Origin of the sequence: Pseudomonas sp. R1-1, assembly GCF_051132135.1 — a bacterium.
Classification (GTDB): Bacteria; Pseudomonadota; Gammaproteobacteria; order Pseudomonadales; family Pseudomonadaceae; genus Aquipseudomonas.
The window spans coordinates 2,648,786-2,667,628 of sequence record NZ_CP071663.1 but is presented as its reverse complement, the minus strand read 5'-3'; the positions used below and the strand labels follow the sequence as shown (position 1 = coordinate 2,667,628).

Here is an 18,843-nt window from a genome sequence, read left to right as displayed (position 1 = left end):
TGCATGGAACCCTGCGTTCCCCGCCGTTCTCTATCGCAGAACCAACGGAGGAGGAATTCCCTATGATCGCCCCTGAAACCGGTATGAGGCCGGGTGAGCGCTATCGCATTGACAGCGTCGAGCGCGCGCCGCAGTTTCCTGGCTTTTTCCTTGATGGCAGGTATTACCTCGGCCCCGAACTGCAGACTGCGGTCGGTTGGCTCGAGGGCCAGACGTTTGTCTATGACATGCTCGATCCCAACGGCGAGCCGATCTACCCCGACCGGGTCGTCGGCCGGATCGAGGCGCTGACGCTGGTGATGGCCGACGGCTTGCGCCTGGCGGTCGAGCAGATGTCCTACGAAACTGAAAGCGTCACGCCATCTGCGCCTCCCCCGTCGCCTGAACCGCTCGCGCCCAGGCAATCGATGGCAAGTCCTCGCCTGGCCGGCAAACTGGTGGTCATCACCGGCGCCTCCAGTGGTATCGGCCGGGCGGCGGCGCATGCGTTTGCCGACGAGCATGCGCGATTGGTCCTGGCCGCGCGTGACGGCGTGGCGCTGGCCGAGGTGGTCGATGAATGCGCGGCGCGTGGCGCAACCGCGCTGGCGGTGCGCACCGATGTCACCTCCAACGAGCAAATGCAGCAACTGGCCGAGCAGGCGGCGGAATTTGGCAATGGCCGTATCGATGTGTGGATCAACAATGCCGGCGTCGGCGCAGTGGGCGATTTCGCGCAGACGCCGCTGAAGGTGCATGAACAGGTTTTGCAGACCGACTTGCTCGGCTATCTGCGCGGCGCGTATGTGGTGTGGCCGTATTTCAAACAGCAACAACAGGGGATTCTGATCAATACATTGTCGCTCGGTAGTTGGGTGGCGCAGCCGTATGCAGCGGCGTATTCGGCGAGCAAATATGGCTTGATCGGTCTCACCGAAGCCCTGCGCGGCGAACTGGTCGGCCAGCCGAATATTCATGTGTGCAACATCTATCCGGCGGTCATCGACACACCGGGTTTTCGCGACGGCGCCAACTACACCGGCCATGCGCTGAAGCCGCCACCGCCGGTTTACGATCCGCAGCGAGTGGCGAGCGCGATGGTCAGTTGCGCCCTCAAGCCTAAACCGCAGGTGACTGTCGGCAGTGCGGCAACGCTGGCCCGCGTGGCGCATTTTCTGCTGCCGGGATTTTCGCAATTGTCGGGCTGGCTGACCCGCCGCGGCATCCAGCGCAGCCCGGCCATCGAGACTTCGTCGGGGAATCTGTTCACGCCACCCAGCGGCGAACGGCGCGTCGAAGGCGGCTGGCGTCAACCGACGCGACCTTCACCGCTGTTGGTGGCGGGTGCGGCGGTGCTGGTCGGCGGTTGCCTGCTGGCGATCAACCGTTCCCGTGGACGCCACCGCTAACCTCTGTAGACCGCGAGCGGTGGCGCCAGTCAGCGTCACTGCTCGCGGGTCACCGTCAACGCCACCACGGCGATGCGCTCGGCAAGTGCGTATTCGGGTTTGACCAGTTCTTCACCGAACACGTCCGGGTCAAGCTCTTCATAGGTCCACGCATACCTGCCGCCGGCCACCAGTGGTTTGATCGCTTCGAGGAACGGATCCTGCCCGGCCTGAATCGCCACCCCGGTGTAGACCAGTAACGTCCCGCCGAGCGCGAGGCGCGGCAATGCTTCGCGCACGATGCGCACCGACAGGCCCTCTCCCAACGCCCCGCCACCATGGCGATAGGCGCGTTGATGCTGATCGTTCATGTACGGCGGGTTGGCGATGATCAGGTCGAATTCGCCCTCGACGCTGGCCAGCAGATCGCTGTGGTACGCCGTGACGTTGTCGGCCCCAGCCAGTTCTGCGTTGACTGCGGTCATGCGCAGCGCCTGCGGGTTGATATCGACGGCCAGCACCTCAGCCTCGCGCCGCGCCCGGGCCATGATTATCGCGCCTGCCCCGCTGCCACAGCCAATGTCCACCGCGCGTTTGATCGGAGCGAAGCGTTGCTGTAGCTGCGCCTGGATGGCGCGGGCGAAGCGATAGGTGTCGGGGCCGAAAAACACCGCGTCATTGGCGGTGGTGGGAAAGGCTGAATGCACGAACAAGCGGTCATTGAGGGTCGACCAGCGCACGTTGCTGCGCCACAGCGAACCTTGCTGCTCGATGATGCCCGCCTGCTCAAGCTTCCCCAGTTCATCGGCGGAAAACAGTTCGCTGGCAAACGGCATCGACCAGCCGAATACATCGCGCAGGTCCTTGGCCAGCAGGCTGGCGAAGCGTTGACAGACCCGTTCGTGGGTCAGCGGTGTCGGCGTGATAAATCGATAACCGCCGTCCTGCAAGCGTTTACCCAATTCGAATAGCGTTCGATCCGAAGTTTCCTGTAGCGACATGCAGCCTCCTGTGGTCAACGCAAACGGTCACGCAATTGAATAAAACGTCGGGTCGCAAACAGCCCGGCCGGACGCCAGTGCCGCTGCGGTTGCAGCCAGGGTTGCAGCTTGCGCATCTGTTCGACAGGCGGCAGGTTTTCCAGGCTTTTCTCCAGCGTGCGCTGCTCGGCATCGGCAATCTCGATTTGCTCTTCGGCTGCCGCGCCCCGGCGCGCAACGTAGGGCCGGTGCGCATTGTCCGGGCAGTCACCGGTGATCCAGTCGCTGAGCAATTGTTTTTCGTAACCGTTGAACACCCCGAACATCACCGCTTCGCTGCCCTCGATCAGGCGCCAGAAACGGCTTTGCTCAACCGGCTGGCCACGTTTGATCCAGCTCTTGCGCTCCAGCGCCGCGAGAAAATCGGCCATCTGCCCCGGCGCCGCCAGCCACTGATTGATGGTGCGGTCTTCGATCCGGCAATAGTCGGAATGCATGTGCTGACCGAAGATTGCTTTGCGTTCGAGCATCGTCACCACGGCATGCTGCAGATCGAATTCCTGAATGACCGCCGTCGAGCCCTTGCCCAGATCGTTCAGGCGATAACCGACGGTCATGCGCCGGTAAAAGTCCTCGCGCTCCGGGCCCGCCGGGATCAGCCGCAACAGCGCCTGCACGGCCTTGCGCGCATGGCCGGTGCTGGCGTTGTCGATGGTCACATGCAGACGGAAATATTGCGGGTCGATGCCCAGCTCGGCCAGTTCGTACGAGCTGATCAACAGGTGCAGCGGCGGCTGTTCGTAGCCAAGGTTGTAGCCGATGACTTCCGGCAGAAACTCGTCGCCGAAACGTCCCAGCGCCAGCTGCAAGGCGCCTTGCAGAAAGTATTCATCGGCCAGACCTTGCAGGTCAGCGCAATCATGTTCGGCCAGCAACTTGCGGTAGATCACCACATGGTTCTGCCGTGGGAGGCCGTCGCCCAGTTCCTCGAGATAGGTATCGAGCAGGTAGTCGAAACGCTGGTCCTGCCAGTGCGCAGGAATGCTCGCCAGCCAGGCGCCGTCGACTTCTTTGGTCGGTGCCACATGCTGAAGGAAATACAGCGCGTGGGACTTGTTGCGGAAATAGCGCCGGTCCGCACCTTGCTGGCGCGCCGACAGGTATTCTGCGTATTGCGCCGCGACATCGGCACAGTGCGCCTCGGACCATTGCGTCAGTGCCTCAGGCTCCGACGGCAGATCCAGAGGCAGCTCGGCGGCCAGCTTCAGTTGTTGACGAAGCAGATCGTAGGCAATCCGGTCAACCGCAGAATCTTCCGCCAACAGCCGATCATAGAGATCGTGATAAGAGACCGGATGCGACACGGCCCTCTGTGAAGACTTCTTGATCGGGATGTCGATCAGCGTCATGGCAGCTCCCCTCATCAAATGCATGCTCATAAACGAGAGAGTCACCGCTGGTTAAAATAATTCCTTTTTTCAGCGCAGCGACGGAGCCAACGGTACATCCCCCAATACTGCCGTCATTCGCCCGCGGAAAATGCCTGGGCAGCACAAACTGCCCAGGCAATTCCTGACTTTTTGCGGCGAAACGCGTGAGCAAAAGCGCGATTACTTTTTCTCTTCGGCCGACTCGCCTTGCTGTATCTGCAACGAAGCCTTGCTCTTGTCGCCTTCCTTGTTGGGCGCGTCGTTCGAGCCTTCAAAGCAGCCTTGCAGCAACAGCATCGAGCAGAAACCGAGGCATACGCAGAGGGTTTTCATGGGTGTCTCCTGACGAGGGTTGGGGAACAGGTTGATTACGCCGTCGCCGGTTGAGCGGTGGTGGCGCTATCGGCACCGGGCTCAAGCTTGACCTTGATCCAGCCGTGCTGATGTTTATCGAACGCCTTGAACGCCGATATCGCATCGGTCAGCGGTTCGTCCTGAGTGATGACTTTCGCCGGATCGACACGGCCGGCCAGGGTCATTTCGATCAGCTTGGGGATGTACTTGCGGTGGTGACAGTTGCCCATGTTCAGACGCAGGTTCTTGTTCATCGCCGCGCCGATCGGGAAGCTGTCGAACCCAGCCGGGTACACGCCGATGATCGACACAGTGCCGGCCTTGGCCACCGCCTGCACCGCCCATTGCAGGGCTTGCGAAGGCTCATCGCCCGGCTGCCATTGCGCCGGTTCGTGGGCACCGTGGTGGGCGTGATTGGCGTCGATGCCGACCGCATCGATGGCGCGATCCACGCCAATCTCGCCGGTCAGGCGGGCGATGGTTTCGAGCGGGTCTTCCTGTTCGAAATTGATGCACTCGGCGCCCAACGCTTGCGCGCGAGCGAGACGATCTTCGAGGCCATCGATGGCGAACACGCGACCTGCGCCCATCAGTTTCGCACTGACGATGGCGAACAGCCCGACCGGGCCGCAGCCGAACACGGCGACGGTATCGCCGTCCTTGATCTCGGCCATTTCCGCGCCAAACCAGGCGGTCGGCCAGATGTCCGACATGGCGATGGCCTGGTCGTCGCTGATGGCATCGGGCAGTTTGATCAGGCCGATGTTGGCGAACGGGATACGCGCCTTTTCGGCTTGCAGGCCGTGGAACGGACCGGTGGTTTTCGGCCCGCCGAAGAACGAAGTGCCGGCGGTTTTGCCGTTGGGGTTGGCGACGTCGCATTGGGCGAAATAACCGGCGCGGCAATAGGCGCAGTTGCCGCAGGCGATGGTCGACGGGATCAGCACGCGGTCGCCAACCTTGAGGTTGCGCACGTCACTGCCCAGCGCTTCGACGATGCCCACGCCTTCGTGGCCGAGGATGGTGCCGGGTTGCATGTCCGGTGCGCTGCCGCGGATGAAGTGCAAATCGGTGCCGCAGATGGCTGAGGCGGTGAGTCTGACGATGGCGTCGGTCGGGGCCTGGATTGTCGGGTCCGGAACATCGTCCAGGCGTATGTCGCCGATACCGTGAAAGACGATGGCTTTCATTGTCTTCTCCCGTTGGGTGGTGGGTTTATGGGTTGAGGTGCGGGTGGGCGGCAAGGTTTCATCGGGGTTTGGGGTGGGCTGATTAATGGTCGGATTTTCCGCGTGGGATTTGTGTTGGACCCGCCCCTCACCCCAGCCCTCTCCCCCAGGAGAGGGAGCCGATTCTGGTTGGTTTCAAAATTTGCATTCGACTCGATATTGCGCGTTGCCGTAGCTCTCGCATTCCCCGCGATCAGTCCCCTCTCCCTCTGGGAGAGGGCTAGGGTGAGGGGCTTTTGATCTTCTTCCACGGACCACCGGTAAACTCGTTGGAATTTTTTCCACACCCGCCAACTCCTTTGGCTATGAGCCTAAGGAGGAACTCATGAGTCGTACGGATATTTTCACCATTGAATACTTGCTTCACGGTCAACCCCGGTCGTTTGTCATCCGCGCCAAAAACATGAGCAACGCGGATGCGTGGCATTGGGCGAGTTGTGACGCGGGTATTGCGCCGATCCCGAAACCGGGGAAACCGCCGCTGAAAGCCATTTCAAAACCGCAGGCAGAACGGTTTGGCATCACTGAGGTGAAATGGCGCGAGACTACCGCTTTGGTGTGGACGGAGGCTTCATCATGACTTCAACGACGTCATCGGCTGGCTTTTCGGGTGAGGATGAGGACGACGAACCGGCGCGGATCAACGCCTTGTTCTACGAAGCGGACCGCCTCGAGGAAATCGCCTACCGACTGTTCGATGAGAGCAGTCGCAATGCGGCGATGTGGGAGCATTTCAACCAGGCCAAGGCTGTCGCCGATGCCAAGCGCACCGAGGCGTATCAGGCCTTCATGCAGTTGCGCAGACGCTCGCGAAGCTGACCGTTGCAAGCGCTGAAACAACAACACCCGTCATTCGACGGGTGTTGCAGGCGTGCCGTTCAGCCCTTGCTGTGTTCCGGCGATGACGGCCCTTCCTTGACGCCGCGCGGGCCGGCGATGCCCCAGACGATCAGGCCCAACACCGGAAACACAATCAGGCCGATGGCCCATGCCGCTTTGGTGCCGACGCTTTTCTCGCTGCGAAACACACTGACAATCGCCCACAGGTCGACCAGCAGAATGATCACGGCGACCGCTATCGAAAAGTAACTCGTTGCCTCGTTCATGGCGCACTCCTCCAATGACTGGTATGCATTGGGCTGTGCGATCAAATCAGCGTTCAAAAAATCCTGTATCAGGTGGATAGCCGTGATCTGGCAAGCCGGATGGGCCCATGCAGCAGATCCTGACCTGTTCCCGCCCTGGCGCATGTTGATGAAACTTCTGTCTTGGCCGGACGATCTCCTGAACATCAAAAAACCGGGAGAACAGCCATGAAATGCTACCTATGCGGACTAGAAGCACAGAAGACCGACGAGCCCCAAGGTGGCCAGCTCGTCGACTGTTCCGACTGCGGCATTTACCGGGTTTCAGGCCTTGTACTAAAAGAGCTGGGCGCAAAAAGATTCAACTTCGCCATGATGCGCGATGACTTGCATCGGCAGCGGCAGTTCAACGCCACTCTGGTCGCCGAAATCAATACAGAAACTGCGATATGGGCTTGAATCGCGCATCCGGGCCCTGACGCCGCCAGTGCTCACATCCGGTGATGCTCCAGCAGAAAGTCGACAAACAAACGCACTCGCGCCGGCATCGCTGGACCGCCGACGAACACCGCATGGATCGGCTCGTCATCGCCCGGATTCCAGTCTGCCAACAGTGAAATCAACTCGCCACGCTGCAGATCCTCTTTCACGCTGAACTCGCCGATCCGCGCGATGCCGGCACCGCCCCGCGCGAGTTGCGCCAGCGCTTCACCGCTGTTGCATTCGATGCTGCCGCTGACCTTCAAGGAAAACACCTGGCCGTCGCGAATGAACGGCCAGTTGGGTTCGGCGCGTCGGAAGTTGAAGCGCAGGCAGTTGTGCCGCAGCAAGTCTTCCGGTTCCTGCGGGGTGCCGTGGCGCTCAAGATATTCGGGCGAAGCCACCACCACCTGACCGGTGATGCCGAGTCTGCGCGCGGTCAACGGGCTGTCCGGCAAATGCCCGAAGCGCACGGCGACGTCGGCCTGGCCACCGAGAATGTCGACGACCTCATCGCCCAGGGTGAGGTCGACCACGATGTTCGGGTAGCGCGCGCTGAAGGCGGCAACCAACGGTACGATCGCCAGCCGCCCATGCACGAGGGCGGCGCTGACCCGCAAGCGGCCGCGTGGCACGCCTTGATCGGCGATGGCGTCTTCGACCTCGGCCATGTCCGCCAGAATACGCCGGGCGCCCCGCAGAAACGCCTCGCCTTCGGCTGTAAACGTGAGCGCCCGAGTGGTGCGCAACAGCAGGCGCGTGCCCAGACGCTGCTCGGTGCGCGCGATGATCCGGCTGACCGCCGAGGGCGTCAGCCCCAATGCGCGCGCGGCAGCCGACAAGCTGCCCTCGCGAGCCACCGTGACGAACACGTCCATTTCACCTGATCGACCACCGACGTCCATTTGTGATTCCTGCGCAAAGGTGATTGCCAAAATCGCGGTCTACCGCCGCAAACGCTCGCATCGTAGCATTGGCGGCATAGATGAGGAGATTTTCCATGCGTATCAACCCACCGCTTGTTGCACTCGCCATTGGTGCCTTCGGCATCGGCGTCACTGAGTTCGCGCCCATGGGCATGTTGCCCGGCATTGCTGCCGATCTCGGCGTTTCCATTCCGGCTGCTGGCCTGCTGGTTAGTGCTTACGCGCTGGGCGTTCTGCTCGGCGCACCGCTGATGACCCTGACCACCGGCAGGATTCCACGACGCTATCTGCTGATCGGGCTGATGGCGATTTTCACCCTGGGTAATCTGATGTCGGCGCTGGCCACCGACTACTACAGCCTGATGGTCGCCAGGGTGGTGACTTCACTCAATCACGGTGCGTTCTTCGGTGTCGGCTCTGTCGTCGCCGCCAGCGTCGTCGTTCCGCAGAAACGTGCGGGCGCCGTGGCGGCAATGTTCATGGGCCTGACCCTGGCTACCATCGGCGGTGTGCCGCTGGCGGCGTGGTTCGGTGAAATGTTCGGCTGGCGCACCGCGTTCTGGGGCATTACCGGCCTCGGCGTGATCACCATGGCCGCGCTGTGGTTCGCCCTGCCCAACCTGCCGGCACCAAAAGGCGCCGGAGCACTGGCGGAGATTCGTGTGTTGGGCCGCGGCCCGGTGCTCGGCGCACTGGCCCTGACCGTGGTCGGTTCGAGCGCCATGTTCACCGTGTTCACTTACATCGCGCCGATCCTCAGCAGCGAAACCCACGCCTCCACCGCTTACATCACCGCGATGCTGGTGCTGTTCGGAGTCGGACTGACCTTGGGCAACATGTGGGGCGGCAAGGCTGCCGATCGCTCGATCGATCGCACCCTGATCGTTTCGCTGAGCGCGCTGATTGTGGTCCTGCTGGCGTTCACCGTGCTGATGCGCTGGCCATTGCCGGCCGCTATCGCCATCCTGATCTGGGGCATCGCCAGCTTCGCTCTGGTTCCACCGTTGCAAATGCGCGTGATGGAAGCCGCCAAAGACGCCCCCAACCTCGCCTCGGCAGTCAACATCGGCGCCTTCAACTTCGGCAACGCGATCGGTGCGGCGCTGGGCGGCGCGGTGATCAACGCGGGGCTGGGTTATCCGGCGATCTCCCTGGCCGGCGCGGCGATGGCGGGGCTGGGGTTGTTGATGGTGTTGGGGTTTGTCTGGCGGTCCCGGGCTGCTGCGGCTGCGGTGGCGTAAGAAAGCCGCAGGCTGGCTACCGAGTCGGATCCGTCATCGACACGAATCCCCTGTGGGAGCCAGCCTGCTGGCGATGACGGCCTGAGCAGCACCTCAATTTCAACGCGGAAACAACAACGTCACCGCAAACCGAAACCCCCACCCTTGCGGCCCGTCATCCGGCTGTCGAGCCAACACCGCGGCCCCGCTTGCACTGTCCGTTGGACTCATTGCACTCCCTTGCAGCCATTCGCTCGACGCCAGCGGCTCAGCGGCCCTGATACAGCCAGGACCGCTGAGCATCAGCGCTGACTATTTGGCTACCGGCTCGATAACAGGGAATTTGTATCCGCCCTCCTGCACGGCTTTGCTCGGGCCGTACAGGCGCATGATGATGTACGCGTCTTTCTCCGGAATCGGCAGATAGTTGGGGTTGCTGGCATCGCCCTTGGCGCTCAGCTCGATGGTGTACATGCCATTGGCATCGGGTTTGAGCGTGCGGTCGCCGCGGCTGTGGCGGTTGATTGCGTTGTGGGCCATCAGGCGGTTGTCCGAGGCATACACGGTGAACGACCAGAACTGGCTGACATCCGGCGCTTTGAAATGCATGCGGTATTTTTGACCGTTGGCGCCGCTGAGGCTTTTGCCGTTGCTGGCAGTTTCGGCTTTGAGGTACACGCTTTCATCCGGTGGCAGGCCCCACTGGCCCACGTAAGTGCCTACGGCGAACAAGTCGCGCGCACCGTTACCCAGCTGCTCGCGAGTGCCGAGCGACTTGCCGCCACTGGTCAATTTTGGCGCCAGTTCCTTGATGTGTTTCAAACCCAGCTCTTCACCTTTTTTCGCCGCGCTGAGCTGCTCGGGGGTGAAGGTTTCGTTGCATGGCGCCAGGCCGATGTCCTTGTACTGGTCCAGCCACTTTTTGTCGGCGGTGCCCATGCTGCCGTCGCACAGCATCGCGTTGACCCGTTGCAGCCAATTGCTTTTTTCCGGGTCGAGATAGGTACGCTGTTTCTCCTTTGGCCCCGGTTCGCCCAAGTACGCAGAGAGCGTGCGCACGTTCCAGTCGTCCATATAGTTGAGGGCGACTTTTTCATCTTCGGGACTCGTGGCCATGATCCGGCCCATCACCTTCAGCAGGTTGGAATCCACCCGGATCACCTCGTCGACACTGGCCGGCACTTCGCCTTTCCAGCCGTTGGCGGCGAACATGAAATGCCCGCCCTTGGTGCCGCGGGTGCGCGCACCGATCATCGAAGTGGTGTAGTGGCCCATGTCCATGGTGTGCAGCACCCAATAACGGCCCTTGTCCATGTCGGGCACGCTGATGATCACCGGCTCCGCGGCCACGTCGAGCCAGCCCATGAGGTGCAGGGTGTCGTTGTTGATGGTCGGGTGCGCGGTGTAGGTGTCATCGGCCAGGTGGCGGATGTTCTGGAAGCGGTTCAGCGGCGTGTCGGTCTTGACGGCTGTTTCGTAGAAGAATTTGTACGCCTCATCAATCGAGTAGGCATAGATGTAGGCGTCTTCTGCAACTTTGTCCGAAACCTGGGCAAAGACCGGTACCGCTAGCGCCAGCAGAGACGCGGCAAATACGGCTCTCTTCATGAGAACTCCCGTAACGCTTGATGGAATGGCAAGTGTAGACAGGAATCCCGAAAGGACAGTTTGATGGCTGCCGGGACGGCAAAAGCCGCCTACTGTTTGCTCAGTTCAAGCAACTCACCGCCCTCCTTGCCCAGTCGTTGCAGATACCCGGCGGCATCCAGCAACTGATAAGGAAAGTACAGACCGGGCGCAGTAGGCGGCGCCCCGTCGAGCCCGATCAGGCGCTCCAGCAGCATGGCGATACTCAGCCCGGTCAGCGCGGCGGCGCCTGCCGGATGAACGAGCGCATGACGGGCATGCAACGCTTGCCCATCGCGCCCTTCCCCGGCCATTTCGATGAGAATTTCGGTCGACATCGGCCGCCCCGCACGCCGCGAAGAACTGACCCCGCTGGCGAGATTGAACTGCACATTGGCCGCATCGGTGGCGGCGGCGAGACCGGCGACGTCGATCGACGAAAAACCGCTGGCCTGCATGAGCGTACCGTCCAGCGCGCGGAAGCTGACGTTCGCCTCCTCGCCCTCACGCCAGACATATGCCCCCTCGCGTCGGGTCAGCGCGGCGGGGAGCATTCTGTTCAGGTGTTCGAAGTCAGCGGCCACGGTCGGCCCGCCGCCGTCCTGCTCGTCGACCAACGCGTCGATGCGAATATCGCGCACCCGCGCAAATGCCTTGGCAAGGTGCAGCGTTGCCACCGTCGTTGCGCCGACCATCCACTCGTAACCCAGCACGATCGGTGCAGCATTCGGGGTGTGAATGTAGCCGGCGATCTGCGGCGCCATCTCGAATACTCCCGAGGAAATGCTCAGGTGCGGCACCTGGCGCTTCTGCGCAAACCGCAGCCCCGCCAGCGTGTGGTCCATATAGAAAACCGCCACGGCGCTGACCGGGCGATCGCCCAATCCGAGATCCTCCGCGGACGGGTCAATGACCACACCCTCGGCCCCGCCCATTTCTTCGGCGGCTTGCTGAGCCTTGGCCAAGTCACGACCGCCGATCAGCAACGGCACGTCGGGATGGGCCGCGCGCAAGGCGTTGGCAGAACGATGGCCGATAGCGCCGGAACCGCCCATGAACAGAATTGGATGCACTGACATTGGAATCCCTCCGCGTTTTTATGGGTCGCAACCTAGCGTTGGTGCGCGCCCGGGCATGAGGGTTCCAATGCGTTAGGTTGGTTGCGAGGCGAACCGACGCATGGCCGCCGCGTTCGTTCGACGGCAAGACTTACATCGAACGTTTTTCCACCCAGCGCCGATATTGCCGCGTGCGAAACGCCATACCGATCTGCTGCAAAATCAGCGCGCGTAAAGGTGACACGGTCGGATCAGGCTTTTTTGCCCGGCTGAGTCGACGTAGCTGAAACTTCACCACTGCCATGTTCGCCAGAGCGGCGATGGCCTTGTTTTTCCAGGTGATTGGCGGCAGTTGTGGAGCATTGTCCTTTCCTGACAGCCAGTCACGCGGCAGCTGCGGATCGATGGCCAACGCCGTGCCGATACCGACCATGTCGACACCGTTCTGCACAACGCTTTCGGCCACTGCACGGCGACGGATGCCGCCGGTGACCATCACCGGCATGTTCGCGACGGTCTGTATATCGCGGGCAAACTCAACGAAATAAGCTTCGCGGGCCAAGGTCCGGCCATCGCGCGCCTCGCCCTGCATGGCCGGCGCTTCGTAACTGCCACCGGACAGTTCCACCAGATCCACACCTGAGTCGTTGAGCAGTGCAACCACCTTTTTCGCATCCTCGGCGGTGAAGCCGCCGCGCTGAAAATCGGCGGAGTTCAGTTTGACTGCAACCGCGAATTCGGCCGAAACCGTGGCTCTCACAGCCTTGACGATTGCCAGCAGCAGACGTGCACGATTCTCCAGCGAGCCGCCCCACTCGTCCGTCCGCTGATTGGTCAGCGGCGACAAAAACTGGCTCAACAGATAGCCATGGGCGGCGTGGATTTCCACCCCGGTGAACCCGGCCTGCTCGCCGAGCCGCGCGGTGTTGGCGAAGCGCTGAATGACCTCGTTGATTACGCTTGGGGTCATCGCGTGAGGCGTAGCGAAACGCGTGGACAGTGTGCCCAGCTCAAGCGCTACCGGCGACGGCGCCCAGGTTTTCTGCCCAAGGCTGTGCTGCATCTGACGCCCCGGATGATTGATCTGCAACCAGAACTGCGCACCGCCGGATCGCCCGATGTGCGCCCAGCGTTTGAACTTTTCCAACTGCTGGTCATCCTGCAACACCACGCCACCGGGCCCGGTCATGGCGCGCCCGTCGACCATCACGTTGCCGGTGATGATCAGCCCGGCACCACCCTCGGCCCACGCCTGATAGAGACGCATCAGTTCGGCCGAGGGGGCATGGTCGGCGTCGGCCATGTTTTCTTCCATGGCGGCTTTGGCGATGCGGTTCTTGATGGTCGAACCGTTGGGCAGGAGCAGCGCGTCGAACACGTTCATGGGGCAAGTCCTCAAGTGGAGAGGAAGCCACCATAAGATTGAAGTCGACTTGAAGGTCAACGGTTTTTTCCAGGCGCATCGAGAATGATCGCACCGCACGCAAAACGGCTATTGACCTTAAAGTGAGGTTTAAGGTGAGCATGCGCCGGCCTGCTCGATTTGAAGATATCCCGATGATGCTCAAGACCCTTGTTTCCTCTGCGCTGGTATTGATAGGTGGTGCTTTCATGACGTTTGCAAATGCTCAATCGGCTGTTAGCAGCGATCGCCAGATACTGGTGATCATGACGAATCACGCAAGCTATCCCTCGCGAACCGATACCACCGGGCTGTGGCTGATCGAGTTGACGCACTTCACCGATGTCGTGGAAGCAGCCGGCTACACCACGGTTTTCGCCAGCCCGAAAGGCGGCGCGGTGCCGCTGGACGAACGCAGCCTTGGCTGGCTCTACATGGACAAGGGTGCCCGCCAGCATCTGCAGTCGCCGGCCTTTCGCGCCCGGCTGCAGAACACGCTGCCGATCAGCGAAGTCGACCCGTCGCGGTTCAGCGCCATCTATTTCACCGGCGGCCATGGCGTCATGTGGGATTTCCCCGATAACCCGGACCTGCGCCGCGTCGCCGAAACGATCTACAACCGCGGCGGCATCGTCGCGGCGGTGTGCCATGGCGTGGCCGGTCTGCTGGACCTCAAGGATGAGCAAGGCCAGTTGCTCATCAAGGGTAAGAACATCACCGGTTTCTCCAACCGCGAAGAGCTGTTCTCGGGCGTGAAAGATCAGGTGCCGTTTTTCCTTGAAGACCGGTTGGTAAGCCAAGGCGCTCGCTACCGCAAGGCCTGGCTGCCATTCACTGCCTTTGCCATCACCGATGGCAGGCTGGTCACCGGGCAAAACCCGCAATCGCCCAAAGCCGTGGCACACGCCGTGATGACCGTACTCAACGCTGGCGAAGGCACGCGCTGAAAGTTCTCGTAGATCACAATAGCCGGAGGAAGCCCCATTGAAACCCGCAAGCGCCGTTCTGACAGGATTACTGTTCAACTCACTGGCCAACGCTGCGTTGGCGCAGACGCCTGAAACGCCCAGCCCCACCGACACCACCGTGATCGATATCGGCGGCCATCAGGTGCCCGTGGTCAAGGCAGGCCTCTATGACCGTTTTCGCTCCAACCCGCCGTTGTCGGTGATTGCCACAGAAGATCCGGGCGTTGATCTGAGCTGGTTCAAGGGCCTGAACAAGACCAGGGTCGATATCGGCTTCGAGTCCTACTCACCCAACTTCTACTACCAGAACAGCCGCGTGACCGCCATTTATACCGCCGACCTCGAGCGCCTGCGCGCACTGATGCCGGCCGAAGTACTGGCAACCGTGCAACCGCTGCAAGTCTGGCCGGGGCGCGGCCTGATCGCGTTCACCGCCTACACCTACGAGCATTGCGATAACGACGCGTATAACGAGGTGGCCGTGTCGATCGTCACTAACCAACCCGGCAAGGCCAATCTGGGCCCGGTCACACTGGTTGGCCAGTCGCTGTCGCAAGACTTCTGGGGTTATGTGCTCAAGTTGCCGGTCAATACCGAGCTGGCGCGGGTGCGCGGTGTCGTCGGTTACAACCTGCCGAAATGGTTGACTGGCATCGACCGCCGGGAGGATGGGCAATCGGTGATCTACCACATCACCGACAGTCAGACCGGCAAGCCGGACGTGACTTTCACGACGAAGAAACTCGACACGTTGTCCCGCGATGTCGAGATGATCACCAGCAGTTTCACCAACCTCGATCATCAGGGCCAATTGGCCTATGGCTACGCTGTCTCCCGCCAGCTCAGCCATGCTTCGAGCCGTGACGCCGAGTCAGCCACTCTGACGCTGGGCGACGGCGACCTGTCGAATTACCTTCGCTCGCTGGGGCTGGGAAGAATGTTGAAGTACGAATACGTGCCTGAATTCCAGAGTGCGCTGTATGCGCCAAAACCCCTGTCGGCGCTGGTGGGCGAGCGCTGAGACCTGTTGCGCCCGTCAGGCTTGGGAAGCCCGGCGGGCGGTTATTTTCTTCACCACTTCGGCCGCACTTTTGCCTGAAGCACCCGCCACGCCCTCCTCGCGCAGACGATTGATCAGCAGTTGCGCGTTATCCGCACAGGCCATGCCCTCGGGCTTGCCTTCGATACCCTTGATCACCTGCAGCAATTGTTGTTTGTTGCGTGCCAGCCGTTGTTGCAGAACTTCGATTTCCGCGACCTTTTGCTTGAGGCCGCTGAGCAACTGATCATGCTGCCAGCCATTGGCGTTCATCGGCATCAATTGGCGGATTTCGTCGAGGGAAAATCCGGCAGCCTGCGCGCCAGTGATGATCTCCAGCACCCACTCGGTATCGGGGGCGTAATCGCGATAGCCATTGGCTTTGCGCGCCACCGATCTGATCAGACCGCTGGCCTCGTAGAAGCGGATGCGTGACGGTGCCAAGCCGCTGATTTTCGCCAGTTCGCCGATTCTCATGCCATTTTTTCCCAAAATAACTCCTGACTTTGAAGATGATGTTAAACCTGAAGTAATCAAGTGGCCAGGCAGCACGGCTGCAAACGTCGCTCTGCTGGGTAAACCAATGTACTTTTCGGAGATTGGCGCCCGAGTACAAGGCTGGAACTGACGATGTCGAAATAACCCGGTTTACGACGGGATCTGGTCGGCTTTATTCGAAGCCGTCGTTAACGAACACCGGTCGACCAAGCGCACGAATCGACTATCGACCCAGCCTGCAATGATGGCAATATGCGCCCTTACGCAAAAAGTAAGTATTCGGCGCGGACGCCGAATGTCATGCACATAGGGATATGGAAGATGGCTTCGATTCAGGTAAAGGGTCAGGACAAGACCGCATCGATCAGCGACTGGGCGATTCGCTGGAGCGACCAGTCTCAGGCGCTGGAATTGACTTGTCGTTCCCCCTCGAAGGAAAAATCCAGTCACCCACTCAGCGATTGCCAGGTCTCTCCCACTCGGGAGTTGACCGATGTGATGCTGCACAAGGCCGGTACCAGGTTTCTCAAGCCCATCGCCAAAGCTACGATTTACGGCGAGCGATACGCCGTTGTGCACTACCCGGGCGGGAAAAAGCCGTATGTCTTCAAGATGAACGGCATCAGCTTTGCCGCCCTGACATCAATGAAGGACTCGCCGGTATTTCGCTACTTCACCACCGTGGCGAATGCCCGACAGGATCAGGCGCAGTCCAAGACCGATCGTGACATTGCTAGCAACGTGCTGCGCCAGCTCGAATCACTGCCGCCCATCGCTGGCACTGCCTTGCAAGCCTATTGTTCGGGGCGCATCGGCACGCTAGCGCCAAGTCAGGGGCTCATCTATCCGTTCGGGCTCAACGAGAGCCAACTTCACGCGGTCGAGCGCGCGTTCAGCGCGCAAATCAGCGTCATCGAAGGCCCGCCGGGGACCGGCAAGACCCAGACGATCCTCAACATCCTGGCCAATATCGTGTTACGTGGGCAGACGGTAGCCGTGCTGTCCAACAACAATGCTGCTGTGGAAAACGTCTACGAAAAGCTGGAGAAATACGGCCTGGGCCACTTGGTCGCCAAGCTTGGCAACCAAGACAAACGCAAGGCTTTCTTCGCCGATCTGCCTGCGTGGCCATCAAGCGCGACCGAACCGGCACCGTCCCTGGATGAGATTCAGACGTTGCTGACTCGCTTGAAGCAGCATTTGCATGATCACAACAGGGCGGCACAACTGCAGATCGAGCTGGACGAACTGCTTATCGAGCGCCGTTACCTGCAGCAGTGGCAGGCAGAAAGCGATGTGAAGGTCACAGGCTCGCTCGACAAGTACGGCCTGACGCCGCGCAAGACTGCCGACCTCATGGCCTACCTGGCTTACCTCGGCGAGCAACGCATTCACCTCAAGGATCGCATCGAGCTGCTGTTCAAATTCAGGATTCTGCGCACCAGGCCATTCGCCGAGGGCGAGACGCGCATGGCCGTTTTTCACGCACTGCAAATGCACTACTACGACGAATCGCTACGGGACAAGGAAGCGCAACTGCGGGCGTGTCGTGAATCGTTGGCACGGGCGAACTTCACCACCCTGCTGAAACAACTGACAACAGCGTCCATGCATCATCTGAAGCACCATCTGCAACGTCAGGAACCGCCGTCTGACAGCTTCGATGTCAAAAATTACTGCAAGCATTTCGATGCCTTCGTGCAGCGCTTCCCTATCCTGGGCAGCGGTACGCACTCCATCGTCAACTCAATCGCCCCGGGAGCAGTGCTCGACTACGTGATCATCGACGAAGCCTCTTTGCAGGACATCGTTCCGGGCATCCTACCACTGGGCTGCGCGAAGAACCTGATCGTCGTTGGAGACAACCGCCAGTTGCCGCATATCCCGGTGGTGCTGGGGCTTGAGGCGCCCGCCGCGGGCTACGATTGCGAGCGATACAGCCTGCTCGAATCCTGCATTGCGGTGTTCCAGGACGCGCTGCCCAGAACTTTGCTGAAAGAACATTACCGCTGCCATCCGCGAATCATCCAGTTCTGCAACCAGCAATTCTATGACAATGCACTGGTGCCGATGACCGAGGACAAGGGCGAAGCCCCCCTGCGCCTGGTGGTGACCGCCAAGGGCAACCACGCCAGGCAGAACACCAACCTGCGGGAACTGGACTCGCTGCTGAAGGTGCTTGAGGACCAGGAGCACGCGGTGGGCATAGACGGCGAAGGTCGCGGTTACATTGCCCCGTTCCGCGCGCAGGTCAACCTGTCCGACACACACTTGCCGACGGACTTCGTCAAGGACACCGTGCACAAGTTTCAGGGTCGCGAATGCGACGAGATCGTCTTCTCCACTGTGCTCGACAAAAAACGCTACAACCAGGCGCGTAGACGCCTGGATTTCGTCGACGACCCACGCATGATCAATGTGGCCGTTTCACGGGCTAAAAATCGCTTCACGCTGGTGACGGGTGACGAGGTGTTCACTGACAATAATGGCCACATTGCCGCGTTGATCCGCTACATCAGCTATTACGCGCAGGACGAGCAAATCATCCGCGCGCCAGTGGTGTCGGCGTTTGACCTGCTGTACCGCGAATATGACCAATCGCTGGCACGCCTCAACGCCCGCTTGCGGTCTGAAGACTCACGTTACAAGTCCGAGCAGATCGTCGCACAGTTACTGCGCGAAGCGCTGTCAGCCCCGGCGTGTCGGGCATTGAAATACCACACGCAAATCCGGCTGGAAAAGCTTGCATCGCCGGTCAACCTCGACTGGACGCAAGCCCAGCGAGCGTTCATGAGGCGCGCCAGTTGCGATTTCGTGATTTATTTCAAAGTGGGCAAGCAGCCGGTAGGCGTGATCGAGGTCGACGGTGGCTACCATGATCACCCGGTGCAGGCAGCCCGGGACGCCATAAAAAACGAGATCCTGGCCAAAAGTGGCATCCCTGTTCTGCGGCTGCGGACGGTTGAGAGTGATATTGCGCGCAGGGTTGCCGATTTTGTCGGGCAGTGGGCGAGTCCTGCGAATGGCCCGTAAGCACTTGGGCACAGGTGTGAGCCCTGATACCTCCTTGGCAAAACAGGACTTTTGAAAGCAAATCACATGCTTCGAACGCAACCACGCGTGCCGCCCGGGCAACGGACAACTTGTACGATGTCCTACCAGAAGGTATTAATGCATCTCC

Annotated in this window: 19 protein-coding genes and 1 pseudogene; 8 read left to right on the top strand and 12 right to left on the bottom strand. The window is 60.7% G+C overall.

Going from position 1 to position 18,843, the window contains the following annotated elements; all coding sequences use genetic code 11:
• The first annotated feature begins 62 nt into the window (after positions 1–62).
• On the top strand, positions 63–1,388 hold the full coding sequence (locus J3P75_RS12145) for an SDR family oxidoreductase (protein ID WP_434710712.1): 1,326 nt from the start codon (positions 63–65) through the stop codon (positions 1,386–1,388).
• Between the two features lie 35 nt (positions 1,389–1,423).
• Here J3P75_RS12145 and J3P75_RS12140 read toward each other — a convergent pair whose 3' ends face one another.
• The 4 genes from J3P75_RS12140 to J3P75_RS12125 form a co-directional block, all read right to left on the bottom strand.
• Positions 1,424–2,368 (bottom strand): methyltransferase, encoded by a 945-nt coding sequence (locus J3P75_RS12140; protein ID WP_434710710.1) that lies wholly within the window; start codon positions 2,366–2,368, stop codon positions 1,424–1,426.
• A 14-nt stretch (positions 2,369–2,382) separates the two neighbouring features.
• Positions 2,383–3,756 (bottom strand): iron-containing redox enzyme family protein, encoded by a 1,374-nt coding sequence (locus J3P75_RS12135; protein ID WP_434710708.1) that lies wholly within the window; start codon positions 3,754–3,756, stop codon positions 2,383–2,385.
• A 201-nt stretch (positions 3,757–3,957) separates the two neighbouring features.
• Complete coding sequence (locus J3P75_RS12130; protein WP_157720699.1) at positions 3,958–4,110, bottom strand: hypothetical protein; 153 nt, start codon at positions 4,108–4,110, stop codon at positions 3,958–3,960.
• Between the two features lie 35 nt (positions 4,111–4,145).
• Positions 4,146–5,321, bottom strand: coding sequence for a zinc-dependent alcohol dehydrogenase (locus tag J3P75_RS12125; RefSeq protein ID WP_434710706.1), 1,176 nt, complete (start codon positions 5,319–5,321; stop codon positions 4,146–4,148).
• A 364-nt stretch (positions 5,322–5,685) separates the two neighbouring features.
• Between J3P75_RS12125 and J3P75_RS12120 the strand changes: the two genes are divergently transcribed.
• The gene (locus J3P75_RS12120) at positions 5,686–5,940 is read left to right on the top strand and encodes a DUF6555 family protein (protein ID WP_394502883.1); all 255 of its coding nucleotides are present in this window, start codon (positions 5,686–5,688) and stop codon (positions 5,938–5,940) included.
• Positions 5,937–6,179, top strand: coding sequence for a hypothetical protein (locus tag J3P75_RS12115; RefSeq protein ID WP_434710704.1), 243 nt, complete (start codon positions 5,937–5,939; stop codon positions 6,177–6,179). Before J3P75_RS12120 ends, J3P75_RS12115 begins: the two co-directional genes overlap by 4 nt.
• A 59-nt stretch (positions 6,180–6,238) precedes the next feature.
• Here the strand turns inward: J3P75_RS12115 and J3P75_RS12110 are convergent, their stop codons facing one another.
• Positions 6,239–6,466, bottom strand: a complete 228-nt coding sequence (locus tag J3P75_RS12110; protein WP_090283861.1) for a PLD nuclease N-terminal domain-containing protein — start codon at positions 6,464–6,466, stop codon at positions 6,239–6,241.
• Positions 6,467–6,673: 207 nt separating this feature from the next.
• Here J3P75_RS12110 and J3P75_RS12105 point away from each other — a divergent pair, with 207 nt between their 5' ends.
• On the top strand, positions 6,674–6,904 hold the full coding sequence (locus J3P75_RS12105; protein ID WP_434710702.1) for a hypothetical protein: 231 nt from the start codon (positions 6,674–6,676) through the stop codon (positions 6,902–6,904).
• Between the two features lie 32 nt (positions 6,905–6,936).
• Here J3P75_RS12105 and J3P75_RS12100 read toward each other — a convergent pair whose 3' ends face one another.
• A complete protein-coding gene (locus J3P75_RS12100; protein WP_090283865.1) occupies positions 6,937–7,830 on the bottom strand; it encodes a LysR family transcriptional regulator in 894 nt (297 codons plus the stop codon).
• Between the two features lie 95 nt (positions 7,831–7,925).
• On the opposite strand from J3P75_RS12100, the gene J3P75_RS12095 reads away from it, so the two are divergent.
• On the top strand, positions 7,926–9,092 hold the full coding sequence (locus J3P75_RS12095; protein ID WP_434710700.1) for an MFS transporter: 1,167 nt from the start codon (positions 7,926–7,928) through the stop codon (positions 9,090–9,092).
• Positions 9,093–9,191: 99 nt separating this feature from the next.
• Here the strand turns inward: J3P75_RS12095 and J3P75_RS12090 are convergent.
• From J3P75_RS12090 to J3P75_RS12070, 5 genes and pseudogenes are all read right to left on the bottom strand, one after another.
• Positions 9,192–9,289: pseudogene (locus tag J3P75_RS12090) on the bottom strand (transporter); the annotation flags it as partial.
• Between the two features lie 94 nt (positions 9,290–9,383).
• The gene (locus tag J3P75_RS12085) at positions 9,384–10,679 is read right to left on the bottom strand and encodes a DUF1254 domain-containing protein (RefSeq protein ID WP_434710698.1); all 1,296 of its coding nucleotides are present in this window, start codon (positions 10,677–10,679) and stop codon (positions 9,384–9,386) included.
• 89 nt (positions 10,680–10,768) lie between these two features.
• Entirely contained in the window at positions 10,769–11,776 is a 1,008-nt protein-coding gene (locus J3P75_RS12080) for an NAD(P)-dependent oxidoreductase (protein WP_434710696.1), read from the bottom strand.
• A gap of 130 nt (positions 11,777–11,906) precedes the next feature.
• On the bottom strand, positions 11,907–13,139 hold the full coding sequence (locus tag J3P75_RS12075; protein ID WP_434710694.1) for an NADH:flavin oxidoreductase/NADH oxidase family protein: 1,233 nt from the start codon (positions 13,137–13,139) through the stop codon (positions 11,907–11,909).
• A gap of 56 nt (positions 13,140–13,195) precedes the next feature.
• The gene (locus J3P75_RS12070; RefSeq protein ID WP_434711404.1) at positions 13,196–13,435 is read right to left on the bottom strand and encodes a hypothetical protein; all 240 of its coding nucleotides are present in this window, start codon (positions 13,433–13,435) and stop codon (positions 13,196–13,198) included.
• Here J3P75_RS12070 and J3P75_RS12065 point away from each other — a divergent pair.
• Together J3P75_RS12065 and J3P75_RS12060 are read left to right on the top strand one after the other, a co-directional pair.
• Positions 13,367–14,104, top strand: a complete 738-nt coding sequence (locus J3P75_RS12065; RefSeq protein WP_434710692.1) for a type 1 glutamine amidotransferase domain-containing protein — start codon at positions 13,367–13,369, stop codon at positions 14,102–14,104. The two genes, J3P75_RS12070 and J3P75_RS12065, sit on opposite strands and share 69 nt — an antisense overlap.
• A 37-nt stretch (positions 14,105–14,141) precedes the next feature.
• On the top strand, positions 14,142–15,146 hold the full coding sequence (locus J3P75_RS12060; RefSeq protein WP_434710691.1) for an acetoacetate decarboxylase (ADC): 1,005 nt from the start codon (positions 14,142–14,144) through the stop codon (positions 15,144–15,146).
• A gap of 15 nt (positions 15,147–15,161) precedes the next feature.
• Here the strand turns inward: J3P75_RS12060 and J3P75_RS12055 are convergent, their stop codons facing one another.
• Positions 15,162–15,641 carry a MerR family transcriptional regulator gene (locus tag J3P75_RS12055; RefSeq protein WP_434710689.1) on the bottom strand — a complete coding sequence of 160 codons (480 nt, stop codon included), beginning with the start codon at positions 15,639–15,641 and terminating at the stop codon, positions 15,162–15,164.
• A 342-nt stretch (positions 15,642–15,983) separates the two neighbouring features.
• Between J3P75_RS12055 and J3P75_RS12050 the strand changes: the two genes are divergently transcribed.
• Positions 15,984–18,695, top strand: a complete 2,712-nt coding sequence (locus J3P75_RS12050; protein WP_434710688.1) for an AAA domain-containing protein — start codon at positions 15,984–15,986, stop codon at positions 18,693–18,695.
• The last annotated feature ends 148 nt before the right edge of the window (positions 18,696–18,843 follow it).

Excerpts from the sequence above, each read along its gene's own strand:
- J3P75_RS12080 (WP_434710696.1), bottom strand. The coding sequence starts at position 11,776 with ATGTCAGTGCATCCAATTCTGTTCATGGGCGGTTCCGGCGCTATCGGC.
- J3P75_RS12085 (WP_434710698.1), bottom strand. The coding sequence starts at position 10,679 with ATGAAGAGAGCCGTATTTGCCGCGTCTCTGCTGGCGCTAGCGGTACCG.
- J3P75_RS12065 (WP_434710692.1), top strand. The coding sequence starts at position 13,367 with ATGACGTTTGCAAATGCTCAATCGGCTGTTAGCAGCGATCGCCAGATA.
- J3P75_RS12145 (WP_434710712.1), top strand. The coding sequence starts at position 63 with ATGATCGCCCCTGAAACCGGTATGAGGCCGGGTGAGCGCTATCGCATT.
- J3P75_RS12105 (WP_434710702.1), top strand. The coding sequence starts at position 6,674 with ATGAAATGCTACCTATGCGGACTAGAAGCACAGAAGACCGACGAGCCC.
- J3P75_RS12125 (WP_434710706.1), bottom strand. The coding sequence starts at position 5,321 with ATGAAAGCCATCGTCTTTCACGGTATCGGCGACATACGCCTGGACGAT.
- J3P75_RS12130 (WP_157720699.1), bottom strand. The coding sequence starts at position 4,110 with ATGAAAACCCTCTGCGTATGCCTCGGTTTCTGCTCGATGCTGTTGCTG.
- J3P75_RS12110 (WP_090283861.1), bottom strand. The coding sequence starts at position 6,466 with ATGAACGAGGCAACGAGTTACTTTTCGATAGCGGTCGCCGTGATCATT.
- J3P75_RS12055 (WP_434710689.1), bottom strand. The coding sequence starts at position 15,641 with ATGAGAATCGGCGAACTGGCGAAAATCAGCGGCTTGGCACCGTCACGC.
- J3P75_RS12135 (WP_434710708.1), bottom strand. The coding sequence starts at position 3,756 with ATGACGCTGATCGACATCCCGATCAAGAAGTCTTCACAGAGGGCCGTG.
- J3P75_RS12050 (WP_434710688.1), top strand. The coding sequence starts at position 15,984 with ATGGCTTCGATTCAGGTAAAGGGTCAGGACAAGACCGCATCGATCAGC.
- J3P75_RS12115 (WP_434710704.1), top strand. The coding sequence starts at position 5,937 with ATGACTTCAACGACGTCATCGGCTGGCTTTTCGGGTGAGGATGAGGAC.
- J3P75_RS12075 (WP_434710694.1), bottom strand. The coding sequence starts at position 13,139 with ATGAACGTGTTCGACGCGCTGCTCCTGCCCAACGGTTCGACCATCAAG.
- J3P75_RS12095 (WP_434710700.1), top strand. The coding sequence starts at position 7,926 with ATGCGTATCAACCCACCGCTTGTTGCACTCGCCATTGGTGCCTTCGGC.
- J3P75_RS12140 (WP_434710710.1), bottom strand. The coding sequence starts at position 2,368 with ATGTCGCTACAGGAAACTTCGGATCGAACGCTATTCGAATTGGGTAAA.
- J3P75_RS12120 (WP_394502883.1), top strand. The coding sequence starts at position 5,686 with ATGAGTCGTACGGATATTTTCACCATTGAATACTTGCTTCACGGTCAA.
- J3P75_RS12100 (WP_090283865.1), bottom strand. The coding sequence starts at position 7,830 with ATGGACGTCGGTGGTCGATCAGGTGAAATGGACGTGTTCGTCACGGTG.